General features: G+C 64.0%; 15 protein-coding genes and 2 tRNA genes. 6 read left to right on the forward strand and 11 right to left on the reverse strand.

Annotated elements, in window-relative coordinates; genetic code table 11:
* Positions 1-121: 121 nt before the first annotated feature.
* Entirely contained in the window at positions 122-1411 is a 1290-nt protein-coding gene (locus tag AOA14_RS15035; RefSeq protein WP_062902386.1) for an MFS transporter, read from the reverse strand.
* 128 nt (positions 1412-1539) lie between these two features.
* On the opposite strand from AOA14_RS15035, the gene AOA14_RS15040 reads away from it, so the two are divergent.
* Positions 1540-3258 (forward strand): DUF885 domain-containing protein, encoded by a 1719-nt coding sequence (locus AOA14_RS15040; RefSeq protein WP_202988279.1) that lies wholly within the window; start codon positions 1540-1542, stop codon positions 3256-3258.
* 183 nt (positions 3259-3441) lie between these two features.
* Complete coding sequence (locus AOA14_RS15045; protein ID WP_062902387.1) at positions 3442-4437, forward strand: glycosyltransferase family 2 protein; 996 nt, start codon at positions 3442-3444, stop codon at positions 4435-4437.
* A gap of 6 nt (positions 4438-4443) precedes the next feature.
* On the opposite strand, the gene AOA14_RS15050 is transcribed toward AOA14_RS15045, so the two are convergent.
* Entirely contained in the window at positions 4444-5739 is a 1296-nt protein-coding gene (locus AOA14_RS15050; protein WP_062902388.1) for an RsmB/NOP family class I SAM-dependent RNA methyltransferase, read from the reverse strand.
* A gap of 55 nt (positions 5740-5794) precedes the next feature.
* Between AOA14_RS15050 and AOA14_RS15055 the strand changes: the two genes are divergently transcribed.
* Complete coding sequence (locus AOA14_RS15055; RefSeq protein WP_062903200.1) at positions 5795-6004, forward strand: DUF1674 domain-containing protein; 210 nt, start codon at positions 5795-5797, stop codon at positions 6002-6004.
* Positions 6005-6022: 18 nt separating this feature from the next.
* Here the strand turns inward: AOA14_RS15055 and AOA14_RS15060 are convergent, their stop codons facing one another.
* The 3 genes from AOA14_RS15060 to AOA14_RS15070 form a co-directional block, all read right to left on the reverse strand.
* Positions 6023-6577 carry a cytochrome b gene (locus tag AOA14_RS15060; protein ID WP_058811671.1) on the reverse strand — a complete coding sequence of 185 codons (555 nt, stop codon included), beginning with the start codon at positions 6575-6577 and terminating at the stop codon, positions 6023-6025.
* Positions 6578-6588: 11 nt separating this feature from the next.
* Positions 6589-7365 (reverse strand): SapC family protein, encoded by a 777-nt coding sequence (locus tag AOA14_RS15065; protein ID WP_003051455.1) that lies wholly within the window; start codon positions 7363-7365, stop codon positions 6589-6591.
* 92 nt (positions 7366-7457) lie between these two features.
* The gene (locus tag AOA14_RS15070; RefSeq protein ID WP_062902389.1) at positions 7458-8900 is read right to left on the reverse strand and encodes an FAD-binding oxidoreductase; all 1443 of its coding nucleotides are present in this window, start codon (positions 8898-8900) and stop codon (positions 7458-7460) included.
* A 177-nt stretch (positions 8901-9077) separates the two neighbouring features.
* On the opposite strand from AOA14_RS15070, the gene AOA14_RS15075 reads away from it, so the two are divergent.
* Entirely contained in the window at positions 9078-9608 is a 531-nt protein-coding gene (locus tag AOA14_RS15075; protein ID WP_062902390.1) for a hypothetical protein, read from the forward strand.
* A 135-nt stretch (positions 9609-9743) separates the two neighbouring features.
* A complete protein-coding gene (locus AOA14_RS15080) occupies positions 9744-11105 on the forward strand; it encodes a DEAD/DEAH box helicase (RefSeq protein WP_062902391.1) in 1362 nt (453 codons plus the stop codon).
* A gap of 30 nt (positions 11106-11135) precedes the next feature.
* On the opposite strand, the gene AOA14_RS15085 is transcribed toward AOA14_RS15080, so the two are convergent.
* Positions 11136-12152: an NADP-dependent oxidoreductase gene (locus AOA14_RS15085; RefSeq protein WP_082819950.1), complete on the reverse strand. Its 1017-nt coding sequence runs from the start codon at positions 12150-12152 to the stop codon at positions 11136-11138.
* 91 nt (positions 12153-12243) lie between these two features.
* Here AOA14_RS15085 and AOA14_RS15090 point away from each other — a divergent pair.
* A tRNA-Ala gene (locus AOA14_RS15090) sits at positions 12244-12319 on the forward strand.
* 23 nt (positions 12320-12342) lie between these two features.
* On the opposite strand, the gene AOA14_RS15095 is transcribed toward AOA14_RS15090, so the two are convergent.
* The 5 genes from AOA14_RS15095 to cpdR all read right to left on the reverse strand — a co-directional run bounded on the left by AOA14_RS15095 (position 12343) and on the right by cpdR (position 17206).
* Entirely contained in the window at positions 12343-13395 is a 1053-nt protein-coding gene (locus AOA14_RS15095; RefSeq protein ID WP_062902392.1) for an aspartyl/asparaginyl beta-hydroxylase domain-containing protein, read from the reverse strand.
* On the reverse strand, positions 13392-15701 hold the full coding sequence (locus tag AOA14_RS15100; protein ID WP_062902393.1) for an ATP-dependent helicase: 2310 nt from the start codon (positions 15699-15701) through the stop codon (positions 13392-13394). The genes AOA14_RS15095 and AOA14_RS15100 overlap by 4 nt, the downstream gene beginning before the upstream one ends.
* 13 nt (positions 15702-15714) lie before the next feature.
* The gene (locus AOA14_RS15105) at positions 15715-16629 is read right to left on the reverse strand and encodes a Rossmann-like and DUF2520 domain-containing protein (protein WP_082819951.1); all 915 of its coding nucleotides are present in this window, start codon (positions 16627-16629) and stop codon (positions 15715-15717) included.
* A gap of 51 nt (positions 16630-16680) precedes the next feature.
* Positions 16681-16755 (reverse strand) — tRNA-Val (locus tag AOA14_RS15110).
* Between the two features lie 73 nt (positions 16756-16828).
* Positions 16829-17206: a cell cycle two-component system response regulator CpdR gene (gene cpdR, locus AOA14_RS15115; protein WP_062764864.1), complete on the reverse strand. Its 378-nt coding sequence runs from the start codon at positions 17204-17206 to the stop codon at positions 16829-16831.
* Positions 17207-17318 lie beyond the last annotated feature (112 nt).

Here is a 17318-nt window from a genome sequence, read left to right on the forward strand (position 1 = left end):
CATCGAGAGAGGGAAGGGAAGCCGCGGTGACGGGTGCGTCCGTTTTAACTCAATTAAATAAATTGACAATAGGTGCTGGACAAAGCGGGGCGATTTTGCGCCGAAACGCCATCAACAGCGCTCAATCATTCGCCGGATCGAACCGCGCCTCGAAAGTCCGGGCGTGCCTCAGTTCGGGGAATATCCTGGCCCACAGCGCAGTAACACCGATCGCCGCGACGCCGCCTACGACCACCGCACTCACCGGGCCAAGCACCGCCGCCATTGCGCCGGCGCGCATTTCGCCCAATTCGTTCGACGCGGAGATGGCGAGCCCCGACGCCGCGCTGACGCGGCCGCGCATATGGTCGGGCGTGTTGAGCTGAATCAGCGTCCCGCGCACGAAGACCGAGAACATGTCCGCGGCGCCCATGACCACGAGCAGCGCGAGCGACAGCAGGAAGTTGGTCGACAAGCCGAAAGCGACCGTCCCGGCGCCGAATGCCGCGACAGCCCACAGCATCTTGACCCCGACATTGCGCTCGATCGGCCGCCACGCGAGGCCCAATGCGATGATCGCGGCGCCGACCGCGGGGGCCGCGCGCAGAAAACCCAACCCTTCGGACCCCGTGTGCAATATGTCGCGGGCATAGACGGGCAGCATCGCCGTCGCGCCCGACAGGATCACCGCGAACAGGTCGAGCGTGATGGTGCCCAGCAGAAAGCGCTCGGTCCAGACGAACTGCAGCCCGTCGACCATCTCGCGCAGCGGGTGCCGGCGCACTTCAGCGGGCGGCGGTAGCACCGGGCGGACCCTGCTGACCGTGAAGGCCGAAAGGACGAGCAAGGCGGCTGCGAAGATATACACCGATGTGGGATGGACGGCATAGATCAGGCCGCCCGCCGCCGGTCCGACGACCGACGCCGATTGCCAGGCGATGCTGCTCATCGCGATCGCGCGCGGCAGCACTGCCGGCGGCACGATATTCGGCGCGATCGCGCTCATCGCCGGTCCCGAAAAAACGCGGGCGACGCCGTGCAGCGCCGCGAGGGTGAAAAGCAGCGGAAGCGTCAGCCCGTCGGTCCAGGTGAACCAGCCGAGCGACGCGGCGATCGTCAGGTCGATCATGTTGGAAAAGATCGCGACGCGCCGCCGCTCGAACCGGTCGGCGGCCCAACCTGCGACGGGGGTCAGCACGGCAAGCGGAATGAACTGGACGAGGCCGAGCAAGCCGAGCTGGAACGACGCTTCCTTGATCGACATGCCATAGCTGGAGCGCGCCGTATCATAGAGCTGATAGCCGATGACGACGACCATCGCGATCGTCGCCATGACCGCGGTGAAGCGCGCGAACCAGTAATAGCGATAATCGGCGAAGCTGAGCGGGGAGGGGGGCTTCGACGGGCCGTCGATGGAGGAGGAGGAGGCCATTGCGATTTGCCCTAACCGTCTTTTGGCGCCTGTCCAGCATGCTTTGTCGCCGCCGTTCGTCGATTATCGGGTGCAGCCCGTTGGACGCGGTGGCAGACAGTCGCCATAGATCAAGGGAGACGCATCGAATGACACGTAAATTTGCCCGCTTCGGCGGCGCGGCGATGGCCGGCGCGCTGCTCGTGCTTGCCGCATGCAGCGCCGAAAAGACGCCGCAGTCCGCCGGATCTGCCGCCAATTGGACCGAATTTCGCGACCAGTTTCTTGCTGGCTATTTCCCGTTGAATCCCAATTTCGCGGTCTATCAGGGCAAGCATGAGTTCGACGGTCAGCTTCCCGACTGGTCGGCAGCGGGATTGCAGAAGCAGATCGCTTTCCTCGAAAAGACGATTGCCGATGCCCAGGCATTCGATGGCAAGATGAGCGATGCCGAGAAATTCGAGCGCGACTATCTCGTCCATGTTGCCCAGGGGCAGCTCTTCTTTTTGAAGGACGCCGATTTCCCGCATAAAAACCCGGCCTTCTACGTCGGGCAGCTCGACCCCAACGTCTATATCTCGCGCCCCTATGCCGATCCGGCGACGCGCATGAAGGCGTTCATTTCCTACGCCGAAAAGGTTCCGGCCGCCGCTGCCCAAATCAAGGCCAATCTAAAACTGCCGATGCCCGCAACCTTCGTCAAATATGGCAGCGCCGGCTTCGGTGGCTTTGCCGACTATTACACCGGGGATGCCAAGGCCGCCTTTGCCGATGTGAAGGACCCGGCGCTGCAAAAGCAGTTCGACGAAGTTGCGGCCAAGGCGGCCGCGGCGATGAAGGATCTTGCCGCCTATGTGGCGTCGCAGCCGGGCAGCGCCGACGGCTGGGCGCTCGGCGCCGACAAATTTTCGAAGATGCTGCTCACGAACGAAGCGGTGGACACGCCGCTCGACGAACTCGAGCGAATCGGCCAGGCCGACCTCAAGCGCAATCAGGATGCGTTGAAGGCCGCGTGCGCGACCTATGCCGCGGGCATGACGATCGCCGATTGCATGAAGAAGATGGGGTCCGACAAGCCCGCCGATGGTCCGGTGGCCGAGGCGCGGCGCCAGCTTCCGATGCTGCGCGCCTTCCTCGTCGAAAAGGATCTGGTATCGATCCCGGGCACCGAACAGGCGCAGGTGGAGGAATCGCCGCCCTACAACCGGCAGAACAGCGCCTATATCGACATCCCCGGACCCTATGAGAAGGGCCTGCCGTCGGTCTATTACATCTCGCCGCCCGACCCGAGCTGGGACAAGCAGACGCAGCTCGACTTCGTGCCGGGCAAGAAGGATCTGCTCTTCACCTCAGTCCATGAAGTCTGGCCGGGTCACTTCCTCAATTTCCTGCACTCGAACCGCGCGGAGAGCATCTTCGGCAAGCTGTTCGTCGGCTATGCCTTCGCCGAGGGCTGGGCGCATTATACCGAGGAAATGATGTGGGACGCAGGGCTCGGCGATGGCGACCCCGAAACGCACATCGGCCAGCTGTCGAACGCGCTTTTGCGTAACTGCCGCTACCTGTCGGCGATCGGTCTCCACACCAAGGGGATGACGGTCGCGGATTCGGAAAAGCTGTTCAAGGAGCAATGCTATCAGGACGAGGGCAACGCGCGGCAGCAAGCGGCGCGCGGTACTTATGATCCGCTCTATCTCAACTACACGATGGGCAAGCTCATGATCCGCAAGCTGCGCGAGGATTGGACCAAGGGGGACAAGACGAAGTGGAAGGCCTTCCACGACGAATTCCTTTCCTACGGCGGTCCGCCGATCCCGATGGTGCGCGCAGCGATGATGAAGGAAGCAAGCCCGAAGGCGGTTTTCTGATCGCATTCAGCGCGCAAGGTGCCGGCCGACCGTTGGTTGGCCGGCACCGACCTGCCCCAATTTGGGGCTGCCGGGACATGGTTAAGCCAAATTGACGGCCCTGCCGGGCGCGGATAATGGCGAATCGATATCGTCCCAGCAGTTGCCCCAATCAGCTGACTGGCTTTTTGAAAGTCGGTCCACATGTCTGCATCGCGGCTCAGCGTCGTCATGCCCATGTATAATGCGGCACGCTTCGTCGAAGCGGCGATCGACAGCATTTTGGCCCAGACGATGGGCGATTTTATCTTTTACATCGTCGATGACGGTTCGACCGACGCGTCGGGGGACATCGCCGCGCGCAAGGCGGCGACCGATCGGCGGATCAGACTGATTCGCCAGTCCAATCAGGGCATCGTTGCGAGCATGAACCGGATGCTTGGGCTGGTCGAAACGCCCTTCGTCGCGCGTATGGATGCCGACGACATCTCGCTGCCCGACCGTTTCGCGCTGCAGCTGGCGCATTTCGATCGCACGCCGACACTCGGTGCGCTCGGTGGGCAATATGTCGAGATCGACAATGGCGGGCGCCGACGGAGCGGTCATTTCCGGCAACCGGTGGGCTGCGATGACGTGCGCGCCGAACTCGAACTGCGGCCTGCGGTCGCCAATCCGACCGTGATGTTCCGCACCGATGCGCTGCGAAAGGCCGGGCTCTATCGCCCGGCGTTCGGCTATTGCGAGGATTACGACCTCTTTCTGCGGCTCTCCGAGATCGCTGATATCGACAATCTGCCGGACACGCTGCTGCTCTATCGCCGGTCGCCCGAACAGATGAGCGTCGCCAACAACGCGCAGCAGACCGAACAGGCCGCCTATGCCCGGCTCGCGCATCTGGTGCGCAAGACGGGCGCCCCCGATCCCTTCCGCGACATGGCGCGGCTGCCGGCGCTCGCCGATCTCGATGCGCTGCTCAAAAAGCCCGGCATCGGACGGATGGTGGAGACCGATATCATCGCCGCGCGCCGCTATGCTGTCGCCAGCATGGCCGACAGTGAGTTCGTCGACTATTGCAAGCGGCTGGCGAGCGGCGTGCGGCTGGAGGCCGCGACGCGTACGGTGGTGCGCTGCCTCGTCAATCGGCGCGTCGATCGGGCGTTCCGGCTGGCGAGTTCGCTCGTCGCCGGGGTTTTCGTCTGACGCGCGTCAAGCCTGCGGAGCGCGCAGCCGCGCCACGAAAAAGCCGTCGAGCCCGCCCACATCGGCCAGCATCCCCGGCAAGGTTCTGACGCAGCCCATTGCATCCGGCGTTACGCCCTGCGGCAGTTCGTCAGGCCGTACGGGGTCGATCTGCCATTGCGAATTGTTGCCCAGAAACGCCTTGATCTGCTCCTCCCCCTCGGCGCGCTCCAGCGAGCAGGTCGCATATACGAGCGACCCGCCCGGCTTGACCCAACCGGCGGCGCGGGCGAGCAACTCGCCTTGCAGCGCCGCAAGCTCGTCGATCTGCCGGTCTTCGACGCGGTGCAGCACATCGGGATGGCGCCGGAAAATGCCGGTTGCCGAACAGGGGGCGTCGAGCAGCACGGCATCGGCCTGTGCGTCCGGCTCCCAGCGCCGGATGTCAGCCTGAATGATCTCCGCGGTCTGCTGCGTCCGGCGCAAATTGTCGGTCAGTCGTTCGAGCCGGCGCGCGCTGGTGTCGACAGCCGTCACCGCCCAGCCCGCCGCCGCGAGCTGCATCGTCTTTCCGCCCGGCGCGGCGCACAGGTCGAACACCGATCGGCCATTGCCCTGACCAAGCAGGCGGGCCGGGATGCTGGCGGCAAGATCCTGCACCCACCAGCCGCCATCGCGGAAGCCGGGCAGGTCTTCGACCGCGCTGCCCCGCGGCAGGCGATAGTGCCGCGGTGCGAGCGATCGGGCTTCGGCCCATCCCGCGGCGTCGGGCTCGGCTGCAAAGCTCAGGTCGATCGGCGGCGGTGCGCTCCAGCCATGTTCGGCCGCGGCAACCGTCTCGGCGCCCCAGGCATCGTGCCAGCGCGCCGCCGTCGCGGGCGGCAGGCTCGCGCGCTCGGGTAGTTTCCACGCGTCTTGTTGTGCGCGCGACAGAAGCGCGTGAACCAGTCGCCGCGGCCCACCCGCTACGAGCGGCAGCGCGGTGGCAACCACCGCATGCGGCGGACTGCCGAGCGCGAGCAATTGGGCGAGCGCGAGCCGCAGCACGGCGCGCGACTTCACGTCCTCGGGTAGCGGCTGGGGCGTTGCGCTATCGATCAGCGCATCGAGGTCGACCATCCAGCGCAGCGTTTCCGACGCGATGGCAATGGCAAAGGCCCGATCGGACGGCGGGAGGCCCTGCGTGGCGGCATGCGCCGCAATGTCGAGCGCCTCGCCGCGGCGCAGCACTGCGTCGAGCAGGCGCAGGGCGGCGCGGCGCGGCGCGGTGCCGGCGGGCTCACTTTCGCCGCCTCGTGGCCGGCGTCCGCGGCGCTCGGGCATTTTCGGTCGGCTATCATTGGCGTTCTTCATCATAACGTCCTATATCGGATCCATCATGGCGCACGATCCTCAATCCGACCACATCGGCGGCACGCCCCGAGCGACCAAGCGTCCCGGCGATGTCAGACCGCCCGCAAACTGGACCAACGAACCGCTGCCCAAGCCGCAGCCGATTATCGAAGACGCCGCGGAGGCGCAGCCCGGCGGCCGCAACCCGGTACGCTATGGCGACTGGGAATTGAAGGGTCTGGCGATCGACTTCTGATCGGCCGCCGTGCGCAGGTCAGAAGGGGTTCATCCGGCCCATCAGGCGCGTACGGTCGACATATTGATGCTTCAGCACCGCCAATATGTGGATGACGACGAGCACGAGCATGGTGATGCCCAAAAGTTCGTGCCGTTCGTGCAGCGTGTCGGCGAGCGCTTTTGACGGCGCGGCGATCGACGGCACGGTGAACAATCCGAAGAAGTCGATCGGCCGATCGGCGGCGGACATCCAGACCCAGCCCGACAGCGGCAGCAGGATCAGCAGCAGATAGAACAGGAAATGCAGGATCTTGCTGACCGGACGCTGCCATGCGGGCGTTCCGGCGGGCAGCGGCGGGGGCTTGTGGCCGAGGCGCCACAATATGCGCAGCGCGGTCAGCACGAGGATCGTTATCCCCAGCGCCTTGTGGACGTTCATCGCTTCGCGGTGCGCTTCGCGCGGCAGACCTTCGGTCAGCATCGCAAGGCCGATATTGACGATGACCGAAAGGCCGATCAGCCAATGCAGCCATATGGCCACCTTCGTATAGCGCGGGTCGGCGGTCGATCCGGCATCGGCGAGGGTGGCCATATCGGTTCTCCTTAGGCGACGGGGGCGTCCGTCATTGCCGGCACCTTGCCAGCTTTTACCTGTTCGGCAAAGATGTCGCGCATCAGCTGGAGCGAAAGCAGGTGCGCATAGATGAGCGGCAACGTGCCGTTCTGCATCAGCTTGCGCAGCACATCGCCGCGCAGTTCGCGCAGCTTGTTTTCGTCGACCATCTGGAAACCGCGATAGACGAAGGGCTTGTCCGAACCGTCGGGCTGGATGGCGACTTCGCCGTCCATCAGCAGGTCGGCCTTCTTGAGTTCGTCGACCAACATGCCGGTGCGCTGCCCGGCTTCTTCGAAGTTGCGGCAGAAATCGAGCACGGCTTTGGTCTGCTCGCTCGGCTGGCCGTCAACGAACAGGGCGTCGCCCTCGTCGAACTTGCCGACCGCGCCAGAGGTCGGGTCGAAGCAGAGCGACAATTCTTCGCTGCCCGGGTTGAGGCGCGCGAGAAGGAAGGGGTAGCGGCGAATATAGGCCGGAACATAAACCGGATTCTTCAGCTTGCCTTCGTCGTCAACGAAGACGTTGACGCCTTCGTTGAGGCCCATGAGCGCCAGCGGAACCGGATTGTCGCCAGCCGAAAAGATGATCGGAAAGAAGCGGCAAGCCGAGGTGAATTCGTCGGCGGTCAGCGGAATCGCATGCTGGCCGACGAGAAACTTCGCTTCGGCGAGTGGACGGGCGTGGAAATCGACGTGATCGACGCTCGAAAGCGGAACGAGGTCGCCATAGAAAAGCGGCAGGTTGTTGGCGGGCGCAGTGGCCATGATGAAACTCCGGATTGGCGCCCCCAAAGGGATCGAGGGCGAAAGGAATAATCGCGCGCCTTATTGGCAGGCGCGGCGCGGCGCAAGGGGCGTTAGGCCAAGGGCGCCTTCTGGGCGACCAACTTGCCGGGATTGAATAGCCCCCGCGGATCGAGTCCGTCTTTCACCGCACGCAGCGCGGCGAGGCGGGCGGGGCTGTCGAGTTCGGCGAGCATGTCGCGCTTCATCTGCCCGATACCATGTTCGGCCGAGATCGAGCCGCCGAGTTCGAGTACGTGGGTGTAGACGATCCGGCTTGCGTCCTCACCATGCGCCGCGAGCCATGCACGACCGTCGACGCTCGCTGGCGGTTGAACATGATGGTGGACGTTTCCGTCGCCAAGATGGCCGAAGGACAGCGCCCGGGTACCCGGAAATGCGGCATCGAGGCGCGCGGGGTTTTCCGCAATGAACTGCGGCATCCGATCGACTGGAACGCTGACGTCATGCTGGAGGGCGGGGCCTTCGGCGCGCTCGGCCTCCGAGATCGAATCGCGCAGGCGCCAGAATTGCTCGCTTTCGCTTTCGCTCTTGGCAATCGCGACGTCACGGATCAGCCCGTCCTCGAGTGCCTTTGCCAGCGATGATTCCAGCGCTTCGGTCAACGCATCACCATCGTCACCGGCCAGCTCGACGAGCGCATACCAGGGATCGGAGGCAGCGAGCGGCGCGCGGGTCTGCGGAATATGGCGCAGCACGGCCTGCAGGCAGGCGTCGGGGATGAGTTCGAAGCCTTCGAGCGTGCGACCGAGCGCGGCGTCGAGCCGGCGCAGGAGGCGCAGCGCATCGTCGGGCGAAGCAAGGCCGATCCACGCCGTGCAGCGCGCGGCGGCAGCGAGGACGAGGCGCAGCGTCGCGGCGGTGACGACGCCGATCGTGCCCTCGGCGCCGCAGAACAAATGCCGCAGGTCATAGCCGCGATTATCCTTCTTGAGCGGGGCCATCGCGTCGAGAATCTCGCCGTCGGGCAGAACCGCCTCAACGCCTTCGACCAGCGCCCGCATCGTTCCGAACCGTAACACCTGCGTTCCGCCGGCATTGGTCGAAACCAGCCCGCCGACCGTCGCTGACCCCTTGCCACCGAGGGTCAAGGGAAAGCGCAGTCCGTGCGCAAGGGCTGCACCATGCAGATGTTCGAGCACGACCCCCGCTTCGACTATCGCCAATCCGGCGGCGACGTCGATATCACGGATCCGGTTCATGCGCCGCAGGCTGAGCAGAAGCTGGTTGCCCGTCGCGTCGGGTGTTGCGCCGCCGACCATGCCGCTGTTTCCGCCTTGCGGGACGATGGCAACCTGCTCCGCGGCGCAGAGCCTGACGACTGCGGCGACTTCGTCACGATTGACCGGGGAAAGCATGGCGGCCGCTTGGCCTCGATAACGGCCGCGCCAATCCGTGAGCCAGGGTGCCATATCATTGGGATCGCGGGTGAACCCCTTGGGGCCCAGCAGATCGGCGAGGTGGTTGAGCAGGTCGGCGGAGGGCGGTTGGGTCATGCAGTGCGTCTCGTTGGGGCGCGGGCGCGCAATAGGGGTCGACATCAATTCATTTGCTGTTCAATCATGGTCGTTAGAGGGTTGGCAGATGAATTGCCACCTTGTGGGGCTTTGCAGCGAACGGGAGTATCGGGTGAACGCCATGGCCTGGCACAGTGATGCGGAGCGGGCGCATCCATGGTGACGGCGCTGGCCCTACTGGTCGCGGCGGCTGCGCCCGCGTCGGACGTGCCCATTGCGGCAACGCTGCCGCCGGTGGAGGCGTCCATGCCCGCCATTGTTCCCCCTGATGTCGGCTTTTTCCAGGTCGTGATCGAGCAGCAGATCATCATCCGTGTTCCGGCACAGCGTAGTCCGATCAATAATTTCTCAGCCCCCGCGCCGCCGCCACCGCCCGTTCGTCCGCGCGAAGCGCAGGTGGTCTGGAAGGAAAAGAAGGGGCCGCGCTGCGTCGCGATGAAGAACATCGTGCGGATGGAGGCGGTGCAGCGCGACAGCATCGACCTCATCACCCGCCAGAAGCAGTTGCTGCGTGCCCAGTTGAACCGTGGCTGCCGGGCGCTCGACTTCTATGCCGGCTTCTACATGAAGGGAAACAAGGACGGGCAGCTGTGCAAAGGCCGTGACGAAATTCATGCGCGGACCGGCGCAAAGTGCGAGGTAGACGAGTTTCGCTTGCTCGTCCCGGTGGCGCGCGACGACGACTGAGCGGGGCGGCGCGCGATTTTTCGGCCAGATCGGTCGGCTTTTCTTGACTTTTCACCGCCACTTCCCCTAGGGGCGCGGCAGCAACGGCTGGCGTGGGAAGCCGTGCTACAACATTTTTCCGGACATGATGACCTTATGAAATTTGCCGACATCGGCCTTTCCGACGAACTTTTGCGCGCTGTGACCGAAGCGGGCTATGACGAACCGACACCGATCCAAGCGGGCGCCATCCCTTCGGTTCTGATGATGCGCGACATTATCGGCATCGCGCAAACGGGCACCGGCAAGACAGCATCCTTTGTGCTGCCGATGATCGACATTCTGGCGCATGGCCGCGCCCGCGCGCTGATGCCGCGCTCGCTGATCCTCGAACCGACGCGCGAACTTGCGGCGCAGGTGGCCGAGAATTTCGAAAAATACGGCAAATATCACAAGCTTTCGATGGCGTTGCTCATCGGCGGCGTCCAGATGGGCGATCAGATCAAGGCGCTCGAAAGGGGCGTCGATGTGCTGATCGCGACGCCCGGCCGCCTGATGGACCTGTTCGAGCGCGGCAAAATATTGCTCACCGGCTGCGAACTCCTCGTCATCGACGAGGCGGACCGGATGCTCGACATGGGGTTCATTCCGGACATCGAGAATATCTGCACCAAGCTGCCGGCGAATCGCCAGACCTTGCTCTTTTCGGCGACGATGCCGCCGCCGATCAAGAAGCTCGCCGACAAATTCCTGTCGAATCCCAAGACGATCGAAGTCGCGCGGCCAGCGAGCACCAACGTCAATATTACCGAGTTCCTGGTCAAGACCAGCGAGCGCGGCAAGCGCGAAACGCTGCGCGGGCTGCTCGAGGAAGAGGATATCAGCACCGCGATCATCTTCTGCAATCGCAAGACGACCGTGCGTGAGCTCGCCAAATCGCTCCAACGCTACCGCTATCGCGCGGGCGAGATCCATGGCGACATGGATCAGTCGAGCCGCATTGCCGAACTCGATCGCTTCAAAAAGGGCGATATCAACATCCTCGTCGCGTCCGACGTCGCGGCCCGGGGTCTCGATGTGAAGGGCGTCAGCCACGTCTTCAACTTCGACGCGCCTTGGCATCCCGACGACTATGTCCACCGCATCGGACGTACCGGGCGGGCAGGGGCGAAGGGCCGGGCCTTCACGCTCGTCAGCCCGTCCGATGCGGAGGCGGTTGACAACATCCAGAAGCTGACCGGCCACAAGATCGATATCTTTGCGGGCGGCGAGCGTCAGGAACCCACCGAAGAGATTGAGGAAAAGCAACCGCCGCAAGCGAAGAAGAGCCGGCGCGGCGGTGCGAAACCGAAATCGAAGGACGATGCACCCCGCGCGGAATCCAAAAGCAGCGTATCCAGGGCCCCCGAACGCAAGACACCTGATGCGCCGCGCCAGAAGCCGGTTCGCGACGACGAACCCGACGACGGCTGGAACGGCCCGATGCCGGGCTTCCTTTCGGTCGGTTTCGGTAGCTAAAACCGGGCCCGGATCGGCGGTGCGTTCGCGTCAGACGCGGACGAGCATCTTTCCGATATTCGCGCCGGAAAACAAACCAAGGAACGCGTCGGGCGCCGCTTCGACCCCGTCGCGCACGGTTTCACGCATCGTCACCGCACCGCTCGCGATCAGCCCTGCCATGTCGGCGTAGAATTCTTCCATGCAGTCGAAGAACTGGTCGGTATAGATAAAGCCCTCCATGCGGATACGCGCCGGGATCGTCCGGATCAGGTTGCGCATTTCCTGGGGCTTTCCGTCATTATAGACGTCGATCATGCCGCAGATGGCAAAGCGGGCGAAATCATTGGCGAGTGCGAAGGCCGCGTCGAGATGATCTCCCCCGACATTGTCGAAATAGACGTCGATGCCACTTTTGCCGAGGCCGTCCAGCGCTTCGGTGAGCGCGGGGACCAGCGGGCCCGCCTTGTAATCCACAACGGCATCGGCTCCCAGATCCTTGACCCAGCCGCATTTTTCTGCGCCGCCGGCGGAGCCGATAACCGTCATCTCGCGCGCTTTGGCGATCTGGACCACCGCCGAGCCAACGGCGCCTGCGGCGGCGGACACGAAAACCGTGTCGCCGGGCTTTGCCGCTGCAATGCGGAGAAGGCCGATCCACGCGGTGCCCCCGGTCAGCCCCATATTGTGGAGAAAGGTCTGGGGCGGCATGCCAGCGGCGAGCAGATCGGCAGGCAGCTTGGTGGGCGTCATCTCCAGCCCGATGGTTCCGCCGTCGCGCCAGCCGCCCATGTGCAGGATGATGTCGCCCGGCGCAAAGCCGTCCATTGCGCTTTCGACGACTTCGCCGATCGCTCCGCCGGTCATCGGCTGGTCTAGCTGGAAGGAGGCGGCGTAGCTTTTGGCATCGTTCATCCGGCCGCGCATATAGGGGTCGACCGACAGCCAGTGATTGCGCACGCGAAGCTGATCGGTTTCGAGCGGCAGATCGGGAAGCGCGTGCAGCGCAAAATCGTCGATCGTCGGCAATCCTTGCGGACGACGCACCAGATGCCATGCCTTCGCCATCGATCGTTCCCCCCAATTATCCGAAGATATTTCCTATCGTCAGAAAAGCCGTTGCCAGTGTCAACCAGTCCCGTTAAGAGCGCCCCGTCGCGGGGCCGTAGCTCAGATGGGAGAGCGCTGCAATCGCACTGCAGAGGTCAGGGGTTCGATTCCCCTCGGCTCCACCAGCGACATTCCTCGAATTTTTTGATCAGTGACCGTCATCATAGGCGTCGATGGCAGAAAACAGCATCGTGAGCTGCTCGCGTTCGTCGGTGTCGATGTCGGGACGCCATATCTCGAATAACAGCACTGTGCGGTCGCTGGTGCCGCGATTCCACGCTTCATGTTCAAAGCTGTCGTCGAAGATCATCAATTCACCTTCGCGCCATGCGCGCGTTTCGGCGCCGACGCGGATGCCGCAGCCATCGGGCACTACGAGTGGCAGATGGCAAATAAGCCGAGTATTAAGCAGCCCGTGATGTGGCGCAATGTGGGTTCCGGGTTTGAGACGGGAAAACAACGCTATGGGTGCACGTCCCGGGATCACTGGCTGCGGGGCGAGCGTCAGCGTTGCGAGAGTTTGCGGGCACAAGCGATCCATGCCGCTTGCAATCTCGCCACTTTGCCACAGCCAAGCCGCTCCCCAGTCCGGCTTGTCCAGCAATGGATTGTTGGGCGGAGGTCGATCGGGGTTGGCCGCGACATAGGGCGAAAAATGTTCGCCCGGATCGTTCAACAAGGCTTGCAGTTCGTCGCGGATGGCGGCGGTGGACGCCTCCACTTCGGGAACCCAATCAAATTCCGACCGATCAAAAAATGCCCGCTGCGCAAGGCCGGGGAAGTAGAACATGTTGGGCTGCTGTTGATACAGCGGTTGTTCGCCCGATAATAGCCGCAGAGCCTCGGCTACACGCGGGGTCGCGGTGCGTTGGTCGAGTCCGGCTGCGTGAAGGCGGTTGAACAGGTGGTCGGCCAGAACATTGTCGACATCGGACAAATATTGCTCCGCTCTTTGCAACGAAGGGTGCAGCGCAGGATGCACGTCCCGAGCCTGGGCCGCGGTTGCCAGCGCCAAGCGGTAGAAGCTGCTGGCGGCACGCTCGTCATTGAGCCGACGCTTGAGTTCCGCCATCGCGATCAGCGCCGCGATGTTGCTCCGATCCGCTCGAATGAGCGCGTCGAGCGCCGCTGCTTCGGCGGCTGAATCGCCCCTGCCATGGGCTTCGTGTGCTTTGCGCAGCCATTCATCCTTGGTTGTCATGCCGCCCTCACAAAGCCGTCGAGCACCCGCTTTGCGCCCGCCTGCTCGAATTCGACCTCCAGCTTGTTGCCGTCGATGTCGATGATTTCGCCATAGCCGAATTTTTCGTGGAACACGCGCATACCGATGGCGAGGTCGGCGCGCGGCTTGGCTCCCACCGATGCGGCGGGCGCTCGCTCGGATGGCGCGGGCGCGCGGGTGACGGTCGATGATTGGGCGACCGCGCGCTGCCATGCCGGGCCGCGCGTCATGGTGCGGGCGGGCTGGCGTTCGGCAACATGCGCAAAAGGATCGCCCTGCGCCGCCCAGTTGGCCCGCCAAAGGCTCTGGCCACCGCCGAAGCTGTTCTCGCTCGCCACATGCTCGGGCGGGATTTCGCCGATGAAGCGGCTCGGGATGCTGCTCATCCACTGGCCGTAGATACGCCGGTTCGCGGCATGATAGATGCTGGCGCGCCGACGAGCGCGGGTGATCGCGACATAGGCCAGCCGGCGTTCCTCTTCCAGGCTCGCCGTCCCGCCCTCATCCATCGCGCGTTGCGACGGAAAGACCCCGTCTTCCCAGCCGGCGAGGAAGACATGATCGAACTCGAGGCCCTTGGCGGCGTGGATCGTCATGATCGTCACCGTTTCGGTCTGGTCGTCATTGTCGCGGTCCATCACCAGGCTGACATGCTCGAGAAAGGCTTCGAGCGAGTCATACTCTTCCATCGCGCGAACGAGTTCGGAGAGGTTTTCAAGCCGGCCCGCCGCCTCGGCGCTGCGATCGGCCTGCAGCATTGCGGTATAGCCCGATTCGTCGAGGATGAGCTGCGTCAGCTCGGGGTGCGATAGCTCGCCCGCCTTCGATTGCCAGCCGCGCATCATCGCAACGAAATTGGCGAGCTGGCGCCGCGCCTGCGGAGTCAGCTCGTCGGTTTCGGTAATCCGTGACGCCGCATGGAACAGCGGGGTCCGGTCGATCCGTGCGAACTGGTGGATACGCGCCACCGCCTTGTCGCCCAGCCCGCGCTTCGGGACATTGACGATCCGCTCGAACGCCAGATCGTCGGCTGGCGACTGGACGAGGCGCAAATAGGCGAGCGCATCGCGAATTTCGGCGCGCTCATAGAAGCGGAAGCCGCCCACGATGCGATAGGGCATGCCGATCGCGATGAAGCGATCCTCGAATTCGCGGGTCTGGAACTGCGCGCGGACGAGGATGGCGGCACGGTCAAGTGAAACCCGCCGGCGTTGCAAATCTTCCAGTTCCTCGCCGATCCGCCGCGCTTCCTCGGGGCCGTCCCACACGCCGACGACGCGCACCTTGTCGCCCGCATCGAGTTCGGTCCACAGCGTCTTGCCGAGGCGGTCGCTGTTCTGCGCAATCAGCGCCGACGCGGCCGCCAATATCTGCGGGGTCGATCGGTAATTCTGCTCGAGCCGGATTACCGTCGCGCCGGGAAAGTCCTTTTCGAAGCGCAGGATGTTCGCGACCTCGGCGCCGCGCCACGAATAGATCGACTGGTCGTCGTCGCCGACGCAGCAGATATTCTTGCGCGCCTGCGCCAGCAGCCGCAGCCAGAGATACTGGCTGGCGTTGGTATCCTGATATTCATCGACGAGGATATATTTGAAGCGCTGCTGATAATGTTCGAGCACATCGCGGTGATTTTTCAGGATCACCAGCATGTGCAGCAGCAGGTCGCCGAAATCGCAGGCGTTGAGCGTCTTCAGCCGCGCCTGATACAGCGCATAGAAATGGCCGCCCTTGCCGTCGGCATAGGCTTCCTTGTCACCCGCATCGAGGTCGGGCGGCGTCAGGCCGCGGTTCTTCCACTTGTCGATCAGCGCCGCGAGCTGGCGCGCCGGCCAGCGCTTTTCATCGAGTCCCTCGGTCTGGATGATCTGCTTGAGCACGCGAAGCTGGTCGTCGGTGTCGAGGATGGTGAAATTGCTTTGCAGGCCGACGAGTTCGGCGTGACGGCGCAGCATTTTTGCGCAGATGCTGTGAAAAGTGCCCAGCCAGGGCATGCCCTCGACCGCGTCGCCGATCATCCGTCCGATGCGTTCGCGCATCTCGCGCGCTGCCCTGTTGGTGAAGGTGACGGCCAGGATTTCCGACGGCCAGGCGCGCCGCGTCGCGATGATATGCGCCAGCCGTGCCGTCAGTGCGGCGGTCTTGCCCGTGCCGGCCCCGGCGAGCATCAGCACTGGACCTTCGGTGGTGAGAACGGCCTGCCGCTGCGGGCCGTTCAGGCCCTGCAGATAGGGCGGATCTGACGGCGAGGGCGGCGGCAATTCGGGGAGGGATGAGGGGGTATCCATTATGCGCGAACGATTAGGGAACAGCGCCGCTGCTGTCCAGTGCGCGGCGCAGCGCTGCGTCGGGCCGGGCGCCCTCGTGTTCGAGCCGGTCTATCGTGGCAACCGCCATCGCCCGATATGCGGCGACAAGGTCGGGATCATGCGCGGCAAGCGCCGCAACATGATCACGGATCGTCTGAACGTCGCCACGCAGCAACGGTCCCGAAAGGGCACCGAACCCGCGGTCGAGGCTGTTGTCCAGAGCAGCCTGCACCAGCGGCGCGAGCAGCGCGCGCGGCGCGGCGACTCCCGCGCGTTCAAGAGCCTGCGCGGCATCGGCAATCAGCGTCACGAGATGGTTCGACGCGTGGCAGAGCGCCGCGTGATAAAGCGCGCGGCGCTCTTCGGGAATTTCGACCGCAACACCGCCGAGCAGGCCGACGACCCGCCTGGCTTGCACGGCTGCGTCGACGCTTGAGCCGGTGATCGCAAAGCGCGCGCCCGCCATCCGCGCGACTTCACCCGGCGGGTTGCCCGTGAAGGTCATCGCCGGATGGATAGCGGCCGTCAGCCAGCCCGCATCGCGCAGCGGCGCCAGAGGCGCGGCTCCGCTACGGCCGCTGACGTGGAAAACGAAAGGCGAGGACGGCGTCTTGGATGCTTCGGCCGCCAACGTGGCCACGATGCCGGAAAGGGCGTCATCGGCAACGGCGATCGCAATCGCATCGCATGTTTGGACGAGTGCCCCAAGGTTGGGGGTGGTTTCGATGCCATCGACTTGCCGCTCCGCTTCGGCCAGTTGTTCGGGCGAACGTCCCCATAGCAAGGGCGGTTTGTGCGACGCGGGCTTCAGTCCGAGCGCCAAGGCGCGCGCTACGCGGCCCGATCCTACGATTCCGATCCGCCGAAATATGTCGATGTTCATGATGTCTGCGATACGGCAGATCATGGTCTGCCGCCACCCGGCGACGGGATCAGGGCCAATCGAAAGGGAGGAAAATGGTGGGCGTGGCAAGGATTGAACTTGCGACCCCTGCGATGTCAACACAGTGCTCTACCACTGAGCTACACGCCCACACGTTTTGGGGTGACGCGCCCCTTAAAGGCCTCGGCGCAGGCTGGCAAGCCCTTCGCGCGCAAAGTTGAAATTATTGTTGGTTGCTGCGATCGGCGCGGCCGAAAAGCATATCGACCTCGCGCACCAGATCCTTGAGGTGAAAGGGCTTGGACAGCAGCTTGGCTTGCGGGACATTCTCTTCGGCGCGCAGCGATACCGCCGCGAATCCGGTGATGAACATCACCTGCGTTTGCGGCGCCGCCTTTGCGGTGTGCTGCGCCAGCTCGATACCATCCATTTCGGGCATCACGATGTCGGAGAGGAGCAGGTCGAATGTGCCCGAATCGATATAGGGGACCGCTTCGGTCCCGCGGTCGACCGCGGTCACATGATAACCCGCGCTGGTCAGCGCCCGCGCCAGATATTCGCGCATCACATCATCATCTTCGGCGAGCAAGATGCGGATCATCGTAAAATTCTGCCTCTGTCTTCCGGCTGCGCCCGACCGTGTAATCGCGCGTACCGCACCCCTCGAATGAAACTGTGTCATAGCGGGAGAGATTTAACAAATTCCCGCGCCG

Origin of the sequence: Sphingopyxis terrae subsp. terrae NBRC 15098 (assembly GCF_001610975.1) — a bacterium.
Taxonomy (GTDB): domain Bacteria; phylum Pseudomonadota; class Alphaproteobacteria; order Sphingomonadales; family Sphingomonadaceae; genus Sphingopyxis; species Sphingopyxis terrae_A.

Excerpts from the sequence above, each read along its gene's own strand:
- AOA14_RS15035 (WP_062902386.1), bottom strand. The coding sequence starts at position 1,411 with ATGGCCTCCTCCTCCTCCATCGACGGCCCGTCGAAGCCCCCCTCCCCG.
- AOA14_RS15040 (WP_202988279.1), top strand. The coding sequence starts at position 1,540 with ATGACACGTAAATTTGCCCGCTTCGGCGGCGCGGCGATGGCCGGCGCG.
- AOA14_RS15045 (WP_062902387.1), top strand. The coding sequence starts at position 3,442 with ATGTCTGCATCGCGGCTCAGCGTCGTCATGCCCATGTATAATGCGGCA.
- AOA14_RS15050 (WP_062902388.1), bottom strand. The coding sequence starts at position 5,739 with ATGCCCGAGCGCCGCGGACGCCGGCCACGAGGCGGCGAAAGTGAGCCC.
- AOA14_RS15055 (WP_062903200.1), top strand. The coding sequence starts at position 5,795 with ATGGCGCACGATCCTCAATCCGACCACATCGGCGGCACGCCCCGAGCG.
- AOA14_RS15060 (WP_058811671.1), bottom strand. The coding sequence starts at position 6,577 with ATGGCCACCCTCGCCGATGCCGGATCGACCGCCGACCCGCGCTATACG.
- AOA14_RS15065 (WP_003051455.1), bottom strand. The coding sequence starts at position 7,365 with ATGGCCACTGCGCCCGCCAACAACCTGCCGCTTTTCTATGGCGACCTC.
- AOA14_RS15070 (WP_062902389.1), bottom strand. The coding sequence starts at position 8,900 with ATGACCCAACCGCCCTCCGCCGACCTGCTCAACCACCTCGCCGATCTG.
- AOA14_RS15075 (WP_062902390.1), top strand. The coding sequence starts at position 9,078 with ATGGTGACGGCGCTGGCCCTACTGGTCGCGGCGGCTGCGCCCGCGTCG.
- AOA14_RS15080 (WP_062902391.1), top strand. The coding sequence starts at position 9,744 with ATGAAATTTGCCGACATCGGCCTTTCCGACGAACTTTTGCGCGCTGTG.
- AOA14_RS15085 (WP_082819950.1), bottom strand. The coding sequence starts at position 12,152 with ATGGCGAAGGCATGGCATCTGGTGCGTCGTCCGCAAGGATTGCCGACG.
- AOA14_RS15095 (WP_062902392.1), bottom strand. The coding sequence starts at position 13,395 with ATGACAACCAAGGATGAATGGCTGCGCAAAGCACACGAAGCCCATGGC.
- AOA14_RS15100 (WP_062902393.1), bottom strand. The coding sequence starts at position 15,701 with ATGGATACCCCCTCATCCCTCCCCGAATTGCCGCCGCCCTCGCCGTCA.
- AOA14_RS15105 (WP_082819951.1), bottom strand. The coding sequence starts at position 16,629 with ATGATCTGCCGTATCGCAGACATCATGAACATCGACATATTTCGGCGG.
- cpdR (WP_062764864.1), bottom strand. The coding sequence starts at position 17,206 with ATGATCCGCATCTTGCTCGCCGAAGATGATGATGTGATGCGCGAATAT.